Source organism: Caballeronia sp. NCF2 (genome assembly GCF_023631205.1).
Taxonomy (GTDB): Bacteria; Pseudomonadota; Gammaproteobacteria; order Burkholderiales; family Burkholderiaceae; genus Caballeronia; species Caballeronia zhejiangensis.
The window spans coordinates 22,266-34,828 of sequence record NZ_JALQDN010000067.1 but is presented as its reverse complement, the minus strand read 5'-3'; the positions used below and the strand labels follow the sequence as shown (position 1 = coordinate 34,828).

The 12,563-nt window shown below is 65.0% G+C and carries 13 protein-coding genes; 6 read left to right on the top strand and 7 right to left on the bottom strand.

Features of this window, described 5'->3' with window-relative positions:
- Positions 1–5: 5 nt before the first annotated feature.
- On the bottom strand, positions 6–599 hold the full coding sequence (locus NCS02_RS26855; RefSeq protein WP_008346946.1) for a BPSL1445 family SYLF domain-containing lipoprotein: 594 nt from the start codon (positions 597–599) through the stop codon (positions 6–8).
- 125 nt (positions 600–724) lie between these two features.
- Between NCS02_RS26855 and NCS02_RS26850 the strand changes: the two genes are divergently transcribed.
- Positions 725–1,183, top strand: a complete 459-nt coding sequence (locus NCS02_RS26850) for a septal ring lytic transglycosylase RlpA family protein (protein ID WP_250520107.1) — start codon at positions 725–727, stop codon at positions 1,181–1,183.
- Between the two features lie 14 nt (positions 1,184–1,197).
- Here NCS02_RS26850 and NCS02_RS26845 read toward each other — a convergent pair whose 3' ends face one another.
- Together NCS02_RS26845 and NCS02_RS26840 are read right to left on the bottom strand one after the other, a co-directional pair.
- A complete protein-coding gene (locus tag NCS02_RS26845) occupies positions 1,198–2,085 on the bottom strand; it encodes a PTS sugar transporter subunit IIA (protein WP_250520106.1) in 888 nt (295 codons plus the stop codon).
- Positions 2,086–2,218: 133 nt separating this feature from the next.
- Positions 2,219–2,578: a hypothetical protein gene (locus NCS02_RS26840; protein WP_250520105.1), complete on the bottom strand. Its 360-nt coding sequence runs from the start codon at positions 2,576–2,578 to the stop codon at positions 2,219–2,221.
- Positions 2,579–2,692: 114 nt separating this feature from the next.
- Between NCS02_RS26840 and NCS02_RS26835 the strand changes: the two genes are divergently transcribed.
- Together NCS02_RS26835 and NCS02_RS26830 are read left to right on the top strand one after the other, a co-directional pair.
- Positions 2,693–4,240 (top strand): methyl-accepting chemotaxis protein, encoded by a 1,548-nt coding sequence (locus NCS02_RS26835; RefSeq protein ID WP_250520104.1) that lies wholly within the window; start codon positions 2,693–2,695, stop codon positions 4,238–4,240.
- Positions 4,241–4,296: 56 nt separating this feature from the next.
- On the top strand, positions 4,297–4,803 hold the full coding sequence (locus NCS02_RS26830; RefSeq protein ID WP_250520103.1) for an NUDIX domain-containing protein: 507 nt from the start codon (positions 4,297–4,299) through the stop codon (positions 4,801–4,803).
- Here NCS02_RS26830 and NCS02_RS26825 read toward each other — a convergent pair.
- Entirely contained in the window at positions 4,794–5,240 is a 447-nt protein-coding gene (locus NCS02_RS26825) for a type II 3-dehydroquinate dehydratase (RefSeq protein ID WP_008346936.1), read from the bottom strand. The two genes, NCS02_RS26830 and NCS02_RS26825, sit on opposite strands and share 10 nt — an antisense overlap.
- Positions 5,241–5,244: 4 nt before the next feature.
- On the bottom strand, positions 5,245–6,528 hold the full coding sequence (locus NCS02_RS26820) for an MFS transporter (protein ID WP_008346933.1): 1,284 nt from the start codon (positions 6,526–6,528) through the stop codon (positions 5,245–5,247).
- A 188-nt stretch (positions 6,529–6,716) separates the two neighbouring features.
- Between NCS02_RS26820 and NCS02_RS26815 the strand changes: the two genes are divergently transcribed.
- Positions 6,717–7,502 carry an IclR family transcriptional regulator gene (locus NCS02_RS26815; RefSeq protein WP_250437389.1) on the top strand — a complete coding sequence of 262 codons (786 nt, stop codon included), beginning with the start codon at positions 6,717–6,719 and terminating at the stop codon, positions 7,500–7,502.
- 132 nt (positions 7,503–7,634) lie between these two features.
- On the opposite strand, the gene otnC is transcribed toward NCS02_RS26815, so the two are convergent.
- Complete coding sequence (gene otnC, locus NCS02_RS26810) at positions 7,635–8,270, bottom strand: 3-oxo-tetronate 4-phosphate decarboxylase (protein ID WP_008346930.1); 636 nt, start codon at positions 8,268–8,270, stop codon at positions 7,635–7,637.
- Positions 8,270–9,571: a 3-oxo-tetronate kinase gene (gene otnK, locus NCS02_RS26805; RefSeq protein ID WP_250523366.1), complete on the bottom strand. Its 1,302-nt coding sequence runs from the start codon at positions 9,569–9,571 to the stop codon at positions 8,270–8,272. Before otnK ends, otnC begins: the two co-directional genes overlap by 1 nt.
- A 186-nt stretch (positions 9,572–9,757) precedes the next feature.
- Here otnK and NCS02_RS26800 point away from each other — a divergent pair, with 186 nt between their 5' ends.
- Both NCS02_RS26800 and NCS02_RS26795 read left to right on the top strand, forming a co-directional pair.
- Positions 9,758–11,137, top strand: coding sequence for a homoserine dehydrogenase NAD-binding protein (locus NCS02_RS26800; RefSeq protein WP_008346927.1), 1,380 nt, complete (start codon positions 9,758–9,760; stop codon positions 11,135–11,137).
- Positions 11,138–11,196: 59 nt separating this feature from the next.
- Positions 11,197–12,546: a GntT/GntP/DsdX family permease gene (locus NCS02_RS26795; protein WP_033537184.1), complete on the top strand. Its 1,350-nt coding sequence runs from the start codon at positions 11,197–11,199 to the stop codon at positions 12,544–12,546.
- Positions 12,547–12,563: the final 17 nt, after the last annotated feature.

Below are 12,563 nucleotides of genomic sequence, written 5' to 3'. Positions count from 1 at the left end.
CGCGGTTACGGACTCAGCCGGCTGACCTTCGTGCCTTCGAGCGACACGCCGGCCATGAGACCGGCATTCGTCAGCACGAAGACCTCGACGGGATTGGTGGCCGTGGTCGTATCGAGCTGGCCGTTCGCGCCGAGCCTGGCGACCGCGACGGTCGCATCGGTGCCGGCCGCCCAGCCGTCGCGCCGACGGAATTGCGCGAGCGCATCGTCGGTCAGGAACACATAGATGATCGCTTTCGATTGCGCGCCAATCTGCAAGCCGAACGAGCCGCCCGCCGTGCTGTAGTAGCCGTCGGTGCGGCCATCGATACGCAATGCGCCTTCGCCATATTGCGCGCCGAACCAGAAGCCCGCCGCGATCACGCGAGGAAAAACGAGCACGCCGCGCGCCTTGCTCACGAGTTCGCGCGAGCCGTTCACGGAAACATATAACCGTTGCAGCGTCGCATCGACGGCGGCGTCGATGGCGCGATCGCGATCGGCCGTGCCGGCTGCGGTTTCGCCGGACGACGGACCCGTGGTCGTGCATCCGGCAATGCACAGCGCCGCCGCCGCCATGCCGCCGGTGAGCAAAAGACGCCTCTTGTTCTTCTGATTCATACGGTTCCTCTCATCGACAGTATCGTGGGCTCTCGCACTATACAAGCGTATTGCGCAGAGGGAAACGGTCCGAAGTCTGCTACGCCGATGCAAAGTCGGGACATCGGATTCGAGAGGATAAGAACATGAAGCGGCTTCGGGCATTCGTATGCGTGTTGATGTCGACGTGTTTGAGCAGCGCTTATGCGGCGCGCGAGACGGCATCGCCGAATCATCATCGTCATCACGCCAAGGCGAAGGCCGCGCATGCAGGCGGGATCGATCGCTCAGGCAAGCCGCGCAAGGGCGAGGCTTCGTACTACGGCCGCAAGTTCTACAAGAAAAAAATGGCCGATGGCACACACATGGATCCGCAGTCCAACGCGGCCGCGAGCAAGACCCTTCCGCTCGGCACCAAGGCGCGCGTCACGAATCTCGAGAACGGCAACAGCGATGTCGTCGAGATCAAGGACCGCGGTCCTTATGCGAAGAACCGGATCGTCGATGTATCGCCGAAGACGGCGGACAAGCTCGGGATCACAAAGGATGGCACCGCACCCGTCGAAGTAAAGCCGATCGAAGTTCCGCAGGCGGAAACAAAGTAGGATGGCGAAATAAATTACGTCGCGCTTCGCGCGGGTCCGCTGACGGGAAAATCCGCGAAAAGCCTGCATACCGCAGTCGCATTGCGGCAGAAATGAAGTTGCTCGCGGAACCGATGATCGCAAAAGTGCTCCGCGACTTCACCGAGCAAATGCAGATGCGTCATGCTCACGCGCTCGGGAACGAAGAGGGCGATCACATCCGTTACCGGCTTTCCATCGGGCGCGGCGTAGGGAATCGGCGCTGCGGGGCGGATATATAGCGCCATCGCCTGATTCACTTCTTCGAGTTGTCCGTGCGGGACGGCAACGCCTTCGCCAAGCGCGGTCGAACCGAGCGCCTCGCGGGCCGCGAGGCATGACGTGACTTGATCCGCCGCGAATCCATATCGATCGTCGACGAAGCGCCCGATCGTGCTGAAAAGCGCGTCCCGATTCGCGATATCCGCGCCGAGCAATATGTGCTCGGGCGTCAGCAGGCCGGATAGCGAAGTCGGTTCGTCGCGCGGCTTGACCATATGCGCCGCCGAATCACCGCCGATCGAAACGCTGCGTTCCATGAGATTGCGCCAGGCATCGGAAGGCGTGTCCGGAACTTCGAGCAAGCCGCTTACTTTTGCCGATGGCGCGACGTCGGACAGACGATCGATCGCGCCGTGGAGGGCCGTTCGCGGCAGGATCAGCGTGAGCCGGACGCGATCGCGTTCGTGCAGTGGCGTGACGCGTATCGTCCACGGTTCGCCCACGCAGTCGCGCACGAGCGAGCGGCGCAGCGGCGTGGCATGTTTTGCGTCGATGGTTACGTGAACCATCACATGACGGCTCTCGCCGAATGGCGCGACGCGGCCCGGCGCGGTTCTCGCGAAGCCCAATCGCGCGATGAAGGCTGACAGCGCGCTGACCATGTCGACTCCTTTACGGACGCGTGGGGAAGCAAGCACTTCAGCGTAAACCCGCGCACATGAAGACGACGTAAAAATGCTCAGGCGTGTGGAGAGCGAGACTCGTATGAAGCGCTCACGGCGCTTTGCATCGTGATCAGAGGGACGGAAGGGACAAATCGCGCACGTCGGAAGAGCAAAACGCGACGCGCGCGCCGATCAGTGCATGCAGGTTATGTTGCAGGCAGCGTAGAAGATACGCGGAAGACTGATCTTCGCGTCCGAGTTGCCTTTGCTTTGCGAGGCGCGTCTGCTGCCGGGCGATCATCCCCTTGCAGTCTTGAATATGGCGGTCGATTACCGTCAATTCTTTGCTCAATCTGTCACCGATACGAGAAAAAGCCCGCCGTGAGAGAGGGCGGGCCATGCGTTGCGAGCGCGCCGAGGCGGGGGGCCAAAGCGCCATTTCAGAATAGCCCGGTTCGTCGATGGAATGGCCGTCCGTAACTGATCCCAAACGGGCGGCTCATGGCGTTTTTCGGGCTCGCCGCCCTCCAGTTCCCGCCGGGGTTGCCGATAAACCAGCGATCCGCGTCCCAAAGCGCTCGCAGCGTCTATCCACACTTTCCCGATGAAACTCAGTCTCAAGATTCCCCTCGCATTCGCCGCCGCGCTCGTTTTGATGTTCGCCGGCGCCCTCTATGGCATTTTCGCGCTCAACGGCTCCATCGACGCGTACCGCACCGAAGTCGCGGCCAACGTCGCCAGCGAGCGCATGGTTTCGGAGATGCTCGTCACGTTCAAGCTGCAGGTGCAGGAGTGGAAGGACACGCTCCTGCGCGGCAAGGATCCGCAGAAGCTGCAGAAGTACTGGAGCGCTTTCGAAACCCGCGAGCGCACCGTCAACAAGCTCGCGGACGAACTCAAGCGCACGCTGCCCGCAGGAGAAAGCCGCGATCTGATCGAGCGATTCGCGTCCGCGCACCTCGCGATGGGCACGGGATACCGGCGCGGCTTCGAAGCGTTCAAGTCGGCGGGATTCGAGGCATCTGCCGGGGATAGCGCAGTTGCAGGCGTCGACCGTGAACCGGCCGAGCTGCTCGAACAGGCCGCGAGGAAAATCGCCGCCGACAGCGCCCGCGTCTCCGCGCAAGCCGACGCCGATGCGCGGCAGGCATCGTTCGCCAGCATCGCGTTGATGCTCGTCGTGCTGGCGCTCGCGCTCATCGGCGGATATGTGTTCAGCCGCAGCGTGTCGCGTCCGCTCAATCGTGCGCTGGGCTGCGCGCAGGCTGTTGCAACGGGCGATCTGTCGCTCGAGTTCGATGCGCGCGGCAAGGACGAAATCGCGGAACTGCTCGTCGCGCTCAAGCACATGCAGACGAGTCTCGCGAAGGTGGTCGGGCAGGTGCGTCATAACGCGGAAGGCGTCGCGACCGCGAGCGCGCAGATCGCATCGGGCAATCTCGATCTGTCCTCGCGTACCGAGGAACAGGCCGCATCACTGCAGGAAACCGCGGCCAGCATGGAGGAAATCACGGCGACCGTGCGGCAGAACGCGGAGCACGCGGCCGCTGCGTCGTCGCTCGCGCAAACCGCATGGCAAACCGCTGCGTCCGGTGGCGACACGATGGAGCAGGTCATCGAGACCATGCAAGGCATCTCCGAAAGCTCGGGCAAGGTGAGCGAGATCATCGCCGTCATCGATGCCATCGCGTTCCAGACCAACATCCTCGCGTTGAACGCGGCCGTGGAAGCAGCGCGCGCCGGCGAGGAAGGGCGCGGCTTTGCGGTCGTCGCGGCCGAAGTCCGCTCGCTCGCGCAACGCAGCGCGTCGGCGGCGAAGGAGATCAAGGTGCTGATCGAACAGTCGACGGGCCGCGTCGAAACCGGTGCGGCGCTGGTGCGCGATGCGGGCGCGATCATCGCCGATATCGTCGGTTCGGTGCAACGCGTGACGGGCGTCGTCGGCGAGATTTCGGCGGCGTCGGAAGAGCAGCGCAGCGGCATCGAGCAAGTCAATCTGGCCGTGACGCAAATGGACGAAGTCACGCAGCAGAATGCCGCGCTGGTCGAGCAGGCGTCCGCGGCCGCGCACGCGCTGGCGGAACAGTCCGCGTCGCTGCGTGACGCGGTGGCGGTGTTCAGATTGCGCGGTGACGCGGTTCAGGCTGCATGAGCACGCGCGATAAACTGTGCCGCATGAACGCAACGAAACGGAAAGACTCTCTGACGATGCAACGAAAGGAGCGAGCCCCCACGCGCAATCAAGACCAGGCGCGGCCGGCCACGCTGATCGACTCTGTCTGGCGCGTGATGCTTCGCGTCGCGTTCCGGCTCGCGCGCGCGTGGTGGAGCCTTCGACAGCCTGAGCACGAAGGCGCGCTCGTGGCGATCTACGTCGGATCGATGCTCCTCCTGGTGAAGCCGTCGTATCGGCTCGAATGGAACTTGCCCGGCGGAAGTATCGACCCGGGCGAGACGCCTCATGCCGCGGCGCTGCGCGAACTCGAAGAAGAGATCGGCCTCACGTCGCATCCGCTACGCCCTGCGGGCAGCGCGTGGGGCATATGGGACGGGCGGCGCGACACCGTGCATTTCTTCGAGCTGCATCTCGATGCGATGCCCGAATTGCGGCTCGATAATCGCGAGATCATCGCCGTGCATTGGGCGTCGCCGGAAGAATTGCGCGGCCTTGCGTTGACGGACGCAGCGGCCGCGTATTGCGAGACTCAGCTTTGATCGCCCCAGAGGTCGTCGACCGCGCGGATCGCGAGCAAGTAGCCGTTCGCGCCGGCTCCGCAGATGACCGCGGTGGCGGCCACCGAGATCGTCGAATGGCGATACTCCTCTGAGCGCCGATGAATGTTCGTGATGTGCACTTCCACCACCGGCCGGCGAATCAGCTTGACCGCGTCGAGCACCGGAATCCGCCCGAACGAAAAACCTGCCGGGTTGATGATCAGCGCGGCGTCCTGCAAGAACGCCTCCTGAATCCAGTCGATCAGTTGACTTTCGCTGTTGGTCTGACGGAATACGCAGTCGAACTTGAGCGTCTCGCCGAGCGCGAGACAGTTCTGTTCGATGTCCTTTAGCGTCGTATGCCCGTAGATGTGCGGCTCCCGTGCGCCGAGCATGTTCAGATTGGAGCCGTTGAGAATGTAGAGTTTGCGAGCCATGGTGTCAGTGGGTAGCGCTGCGTTCGAGGGACGTGTCTTTGGTTTCCCGCGACGTCGCGATCATGAGGAAGGAAAGCAGGTTCAGCGAGCCGCAGACAGCGACGATGGCCCACGGTGAACCGTGAAAGGCATTGAGCAGCGCGACCGCGACGATCGGCATCGGTCCGCCGGTGAGCAGATTGGCGCCGGAGTAGGACAGCGCGGAGCCCGTGTAGCGCGCTTCGGTCGGAAACGATTCTGCGAACCACACCGGCTGAATGCCGCTCTGGAACTGTGTGAAGCCGAGGAAGGCGCCCATCACGGCCATCGTCATGGCGATGGAGTGCTGATTGAGGATCGGAAAGTAGATCAGGCAGCAGATCAGCGTGCAGAAGGAGCCGATCATCAGCGCGCGCTTGCGCCCGATCCGGTCGCTCAGATAGCCGCCCGCCAGAGCGCCCACGATGGCGCAGACATTGGCGACCATCAGCAGCATGAAGCCGGTCTGTTTGGGCACGCCGAGGTTCTTCGTCAGATAGCTGAGCGAGAACACCACGATCAGATAGAACAGCGCAGCCGGGCCGCAGAAGAACAGCGTGAGGCGCAGCGCGGTGCGCCAGTGGAACTTGAATACGACGCCGAGCGGATTCGCGGCGCGCGCGCCTTCGCCTTTCTTCCTGAGCGCCTCGAATGCCGGCGTCTCGCTGACCTTCATGCGGATATAGATGCCGAGCAGCACGAGCACGAAACTCGCGAGGAACGGGATTCTCCATCCGAACGATTCGAAGTCATCGGCCGACAGCAAGGCGGACAACGTGAAGAGCGCGAGATTGGCGAGTATCTGGCTGAGCGGCGAGCAAATGCCGAGCAGGCCCGAATACAGCCCGCGCTTCGAAGCGGATGCGTGTTCGACGGCCATCAATTGCGCGCCCGTCGATTCCCCGCCGAGCGCGAAACCCTGAACGATGCGCAACGAGACCAGCAACGTGGGCGCGAGGATGCCGACTTGCTGATAAGTGGGCAGCAGTCCCATCAGGAACGACGACGCGCCCATCACCGAGACCGTTATCAGCATGAGGTTGCGGCGTCCCCAGCGATCGCCGAGCATGCCGCAGATCACCGCGCCGAGGGGCCGCGCGGCAAGCCCGGCCCAGAAGCTCGCGAGCGATGCGAGCAGTGAGGCGGTCGGGTCGAGGGACGGGAAGAACAGCTTGGGAAAGATCGTGGCCGCGACCACGCCGTACAACGCGAAGTCGAACCATTCCAGCGCCGTACCGACGGTGGCGCCCGCCACCGCGCGACGCGCCATCAAGTGAGCCTGTGCGGATCGTTCGCTCGCGGCAATGTTTGGGTCAGCGATGACTGACATGACGTCTCCTGAATTTTCGGTATCTTCAAACGTTCGTTTCTGGTGACGAACAGATGCTATTGTTTGCGCTGCCAAAGCGAGGCGTTCCGCACCGGAACTGCGTTTCATATCACGAAAATAGCCAAACGATGTCGCTGAAAAACGGTCTGCGTGTCCTCGACTTTCTCGCGTCGCAAGGCGAAGGCGCGGGCCTTTTGGCCATCGCCGATGCGCTCGGCTTGCCGCGCAGCACATGCCACCGCGTGCTCGTCGAGCTCGTCGAAGGCGGCTATGTCAGGCAGATGGCCGATCAGGGCCGCTACATCCTGACCATGCGGATGACATCGAACGGGCTGGAATTCCTGAGTCTCACGGGCATCGCGGATATCGCCCAGCCGATCATCGAACGCGTCGCCGCGCGGACCGGCGAACTGGCGCGTCTGTCGCTGGTGGACGGTGAAGCGATCATCTGGGTAGGGAAGGCGGACGGGCAACGCACCGGCTTTCGCTACGATCCCGACATGGGCCAGGCAGCGCAGCTTTCGTGCACATCGACCGGACACGCATGGCTCATGACGATGTCCGACGAACGCGCGGCCGCGCTCGTGCTGAAGCAGGGCTTCGGGCAGCCGAACGAGTTCGGACCCAATGCGCCGACGACGCTCAAGGCGCTACTCGGTTTCCTGCACGCGGCGCGCGTGCGTGGCTACGCGATGATCGACGAGGTGTTTGCGCCGCGCATGTCGGCGGTGGCCGTGCCTGTGGTCAGCGGCTCGCGCTGCGTTGGCGTGATCAGCCTCGCCGGTCCGCGCGTGCGGCTGACCGCCGAGAAGATTCACGAGTATTCGGTCCTGCTGCTCGAAGCTTCCAATGAGCTGGCCCAGTTGAGCAATCTCGCGGGATTTCCGAGCCGGCCGCCGCTCGGCAAGGGATGAGCGTTCGGCCCTTTCGGTCGCGCCCGGCAGCGACTCGCGCGGCATCGGGATCGGCCTGGTGCACAAGTTCTGATCGCGACGGCGTTCTGTCGACGATCGAACGCACATCTCACCGATTCGCTTGCTGCGCCGCTACCAGCGCACGCCAAAAGCCGCGCACAAGTCAGCGATGGCGGACTGATCCAGCGGAGCGGGACGCGGCGTCGTCATGAGCCACAGACGCGCGGTTTCTTCGAGTTCCTCGAGCGCATACGAAGCGTGCGAGACGCTGCGTTCCCACACTACCGGCCCGAGCCGTTCGAGCAATACGGCCCGCACGGACGACGCACGCCGCGCGATTTCCGCGGCCACCTGCGGGTCGCCCGGACGCCGGTATCGCACGAGCGGCACATGCCCGACCTTCATCACGTAGTACGGCGTGATGGGCGGCAGCACGTCTTCATCGCTCCATACGCCCGCGAGCGTCAGCGCGACGAGCGAAGTGGAATGCGTATGCACGATGCCGCGCGTGTCGGCGTTGTTTTCGTAGATTCGGCGATGCAGTTCCAGCGTCTTCGATGGCCGCGCGCCCGACACATGCCGGCCTTGCGCATCGACCTTCGCGATGTCCGCCGGATCGAGCCGCCCGAGACAGGCGTCGGTCGGCGTGATGAGCCAGCCATCGTCGCAGCGCGCGCTGATATTGCCCGCGCTGCCCACGGTATAGCCGCGCGCATAGAGGCTCGCGCCGACCGCGCAGATTTCCTCGCGCAATTTCGCGTCGGTCATCACGAACGTTCTCCTTCGGCATAGCGCAGGGCCTTCGCGAAGAAATCGCGTGCGCCGAAGTTGCCCGACTTGAGCGCGAGCACGAGCGGCGTCTCGCCGAGCGCGACCGTGACGGGCACGCCCGGATCGATCGGCGGTCCGATCTGCAGCATGTCGACGCCGAGCGCCTGCACCACCGCGCCCGAGGTCTCGCCGCCCGCCACCACGAACTTGCGCACGCCGCGCGCCTTCGCCTCGCGGGCGATGGCGGCGAGCGCATCCTCGACGAGCTTGCCCGCCGCCGCGACGCCCAGCTCGCGTTGCACTTCGCTCACTTCGTCGGGCGCGGCGGTCGCATAGACCAGCACCGGCTGCGTCGCGTGCGTATCGATGAAAGCGAGCGCTGCCTCGACGGCGGCTTCGCCACGCGCGAGCGCACGCGGATCGATGCGGTACGCGGGGCGCGTCTCGAGCCATTCCGCGACCTGCGCGTTGGTTGCCTTCGACGCGCTGCCTGCCAGAACGAGCGCCGGGCCGCTGACGGCCGGAAGATCGGCGGCCTTGTCGTTCGGCTCGATCAGTCCCGCGCGGCGGAAATTTTCCGGCAATCCGATGGCGACGCCCGAGCCGCCCGTGACGAGCGGCAACTCCGCGCACGCTTCGCCGAGTGTGCGCAGGTCGGCATCGGTGAGCGCATCGGCGATGGCGAGGCGCACGCCGTCGGCGCGCAGCTTCGCGATCGCGTCGCGCACGGCATCGGCGCCCGCCGCGACCGTCGCGCTCGCGATCAGGCCGACTGTCGACTTCGACTGACGCTGCAGCACGCGCACGAGGTTGGGATCGCGCATCGGCGTGAGCGGATGGTTCTCCATGCCGGATTCGTTGAGCAGCGCGTCGCCGACGAACAGATGTCCGCGATACACGGTGCGCCCGTTCTCCGGAAACGCCGGGCAGGCGATCGCGAAGTCGCCTTTGCCGCCGTCGGCGAGCGCATCGAGCAGCGCCTCGGCAACCGGTCCGATGTTGCCCGCATCGGTCGAATCGAAGGTCGAGCAGTACTTGAAGAAAAACCGACGGCAGCCCTGGCCGCGCAGCCAGTCGAGCGCGGCGAGCGACTGCGCGATGGCGTCGTCCGCAGCGATGGTGCGCGATTTGAGCGCCACGACGAGCGCGTCGACATCGTCGAGCACGGCGGATGCTGGCACGCCGATGGTCTGGATCGTACGCATGCCGCCGCGCACCAGCGTGCTGGCGAGGTCGGTGGCGCCGGTGAAATCGTCGGCGATGCATCCCAGAACGGGACGGCGATGGCTTGTTTGCATGGTGTTCCCTCCGGCGGCCGATTGTACGGCGCAGTGAACATTCCGTGTTAATCGATGTTAAAAAAATTGACTGTAGTGATAAAGAGCGTTAACGTCTGCTCCATTGGGCGCGGGCTGTGTCCGCGACCTGTCACCCCGTTCGCCGGCTAACGTGCGTCGGCAACGCTTTTTTGCGCGGATCCCAAGATGAACTTCGAACTTCTGTTTTCCCCGGCTTCGTCGGCGCACGCGGGCCAGCCGGTGCGTTACGCGCTGACCGGCGCGAAGGGCGGTTTCGCCCGCACGCTGCTCGCGCAGACGCGGCTGATGGCGCGCCTCTTTCCGGCGGTCCTGTGCGATCTCGACGTCGCCGGGTTGCGCGCGATGTGCATCGAGCTGGGTTTCGATGAAGCCGCGCTCGTCGAATGCGCCGATGCCGCGAGCGTCGCCGCGCTCGACGCCGGCAAGATCGCGCTCGTCGCCGACGTCGCGCTGATTGCCTCGGCGCAGTACGACATCCTCGTCGAAGCGACCGGCAATCCGTCGGTGGGCTATCGCGTGGCGGTCGCGGCGCTCATCGCGAAGCGCCACGTCGCGATGGTGAGCAAGGAAGTCGATTCGGTCGCGGGCGTGTCGCTCGCGCGGCTCGCCCAGCGCCAGGGCGTCGTCTACACGACGGCGGACGGCGATCAGCCGTCGAACCTGATCGGCTGGGTGACGTGGGCGCGCGTGCTGGGGCTCGATGTCGTCGCGGCGGGCAAGTCGAGCGAATACGACCTCGTGTTCGACGATGCGACCGGCAAGGTCACACAGCTCGATCAGACGTTCGAAGCGCCGGAACTCGCCGGCCTCATGTCGCTCGGCGACGACATTCCCGCGACGCTCGCCGCGCGCCGCGAAGCGCTGCGCGGCCGCAAGACATCGGCGACGGCGGATTACTGCGAGATGAGCGTCGTCGCGACGAACACGAACCTCGTATCCGACGTCGAACTGCTGCATTACCCGGTCGCGCGCACGACCGAACTTGCCGACATCTACGCGCTGCGCGAAGACGGCGGCGTGCTGTCGCGCTCGGGCGTCATCGACGTGTTCAACATGCTGCGCCGTCCCGACGAGGCGAGCTTCGCGGGCGGCGTGTTCGTCGTCGTGCGTACCTTCGATGCGCCGACGTGGGAACTGCTCGCGCAAAAGGGCCACGTCGTGAGCCGCAACGGCCGCTACGCGTGCCTGTATCTGCCGTATCACTTCATGGGCGTCGAGACGCCGATCACGCTGCTCGACGCGGTGCTGCACGGGCGTCCGTCGGGCGCGGCGAAGCCGGCGCAATGCGTCGTGCTGGCGGGCCGCGCGAACGTGGATATCGCCGCGGGCACGGTGCTCCACATGGGCGGCCATCATCACGACGTGACCGGCGTGCAGGCCGTGCTGCTCGATCGCAGGAACGCCCCCGCCGATGTCGCGCCGCTGTATCTCGCGGCTCACACGACGCTCGCACGCGATGTGAAGGCGGGCGAACTCATCACGATCGCCGATCTATACAACCCCGACGAAGCGCTGTTGAGCGCATGGACGACGGGCTGCGCCTGAGCGCCGCACGTTCCGATAACGACGAAATCATTCGAACACTGAAGCAGGAAGGGGACACCATGCGGGGAGAATTCGGGACGATCACGATGGCCGTGATCGCGATTGTCGTGCTGATCGTTTTGATCGCGCGATACAGGCTGAGTCCGTTCATCGCGCTGACGCTGGTCGCGCTCGGACTCGGGCTCGCGGCGGGCGTGACGCCGGAGCACGCGATCGACAGCTTCACGAAGGGCTTCGGCGGCGCGCTGGCGCGCACCGGGCCGGTCGTGGGTCTGGGCGCGGTGCTGGGCGGCATCATGATCGGCACGGGCGGCGCGGACCGCATCGCGAATGCGTTCGTCGGCAAGCGGCCGTTGTGGCTCGCGCCGTGGACGGTCTGCGCGGCGGCGCTCTTGATCGGCATGCCGCATCTGTTCGACGTGAGCTTCATCATGCTCGCGCCGCTCGTCTATACGATCGCGCGGCGCACCGGCAGCCATCTGCTGTATATCGGCTTGCCGCTCGCCGCCGGCCTTTACGTGTCGCACGGTCTGCTGCCGCCGCATCCGGCGCCGACGCTCGCCGTGACCGCGTATCACGCCAACACCGGCCTCACGCTGCTTTATGGTCTCATCATCGCGATTCCGGCGGCGGTGATTACCGGTCCGCTCTTCACCGCGTTCGCGCGACGCAGCTTCGGCCCGGCGCCCGATCTTTCGAAGGGCCCCGGCGGCACGCGCACCGATGCGGAGAACGCCACCGACGTGTCGCTCGCGCTGTCCGTGCTGTGCCTGCTGATTCCGCCCGGACTGATGCTCGCGGGCACCGTCGGGATGGACTACAGCACGAAGGGCACCGGGCAATACGTGTTCTTCCAGTCGCTCAACGATCCGATCCTGTCGCTGCTTGCCGCGGTGATCTTCGCGTTCTTCGCGCTCGGCATCAAGGCGCGATTCCCGCTCGCGGACATGCAGAAGATGATCGGCAAGGGCATCGCGCCGCTCTCGGCGATCCTGCTGATTCTCGGCGCGGGCGGCGGCTTCAAGCAGATGCTGACATCGATCCATCTGGACACCATCATCGTCACGCACACGGCGAGCTGGGCCGTGAGCCCGCTCGTGCTGGCATGGGTGATCGCCGCGCTGCTGCGCGTGTGCGTCGGCTCGGCGACGGTCGCGACGGTGGCGGCTTCGGGCATCGTCGCGCCGCTGCTTATGTCGCATCCGGGCGTCTCGCCGGAACTGATGGTGCTCGCGACAGCATCCGGCGCGGTGATGCTGTCGCATGTGAACGACTCCGGCTTCTGGCTTTTCAAGGAGTATTTCCAGCTGACGGTCTCGCAGACCCTGCGGACGTGGACGCTGATGCTGTGCGTGCAGTCGCTGGTCGGGCTCGCGGGGGTGCTGCTCATCAACATGTTCATCGGCTAAGATAAGCGACCCCCGGC

Coding starts and splice junctions, on each gene's coding strand:
- NCS02_RS26855 (WP_008346946.1), bottom strand. CDS start 599: ATGAATCAGAAGAACAAGAGGCGTCTTTTGCTCACCGGCGGCATGGCG.
- NCS02_RS26850 (WP_250520107.1), top strand. CDS start 725: ATGAAGCGGCTTCGGGCATTCGTATGCGTGTTGATGTCGACGTGTTTG.
- NCS02_RS26845 (WP_250520106.1), bottom strand. CDS start 2,085: ATGGTCAGCGCGCTGTCAGCCTTCATCGCGCGATTGGGCTTCGCGAGA.
- NCS02_RS26835 (WP_250520104.1), top strand. CDS start 2,693: ATGAAACTCAGTCTCAAGATTCCCCTCGCATTCGCCGCCGCGCTCGTT.
- NCS02_RS26830 (WP_250520103.1), top strand. CDS start 4,297: ATGCAACGAAAGGAGCGAGCCCCCACGCGCAATCAAGACCAGGCGCGG.
- NCS02_RS26825 (WP_008346936.1), bottom strand. CDS start 5,240: ATGGCTCGCAAACTCTACATTCTCAACGGCTCCAATCTGAACATGCTC.
- NCS02_RS26820 (WP_008346933.1), bottom strand. CDS start 6,528: ATGGCGCGTCGCGCGGTGGCGGGCGCCACCGTCGGTACGGCGCTGGAA.
- NCS02_RS26815 (WP_250437389.1), top strand. CDS start 6,717: ATGTCGCTGAAAAACGGTCTGCGTGTCCTCGACTTTCTCGCGTCGCAA.
- otnC (WP_008346930.1), bottom strand. CDS start 8,270: ATGACCGACGCGAAATTGCGCGAGGAAATCTGCGCGGTCGGCGCGAGC.
- otnK (WP_250523366.1), bottom strand. CDS start 9,571: ATGCAAACAAGCCATCGCCGTCCCGTTCTGGGATGCATCGCCGACGAT.
- NCS02_RS26800 (WP_008346927.1), top strand. CDS start 9,758: ATGAACTTCGAACTTCTGTTTTCCCCGGCTTCGTCGGCGCACGCGGGC.
- NCS02_RS26795 (WP_033537184.1), top strand. CDS start 11,197: ATGCGGGGAGAATTCGGGACGATCACGATGGCCGTGATCGCGATTGTC.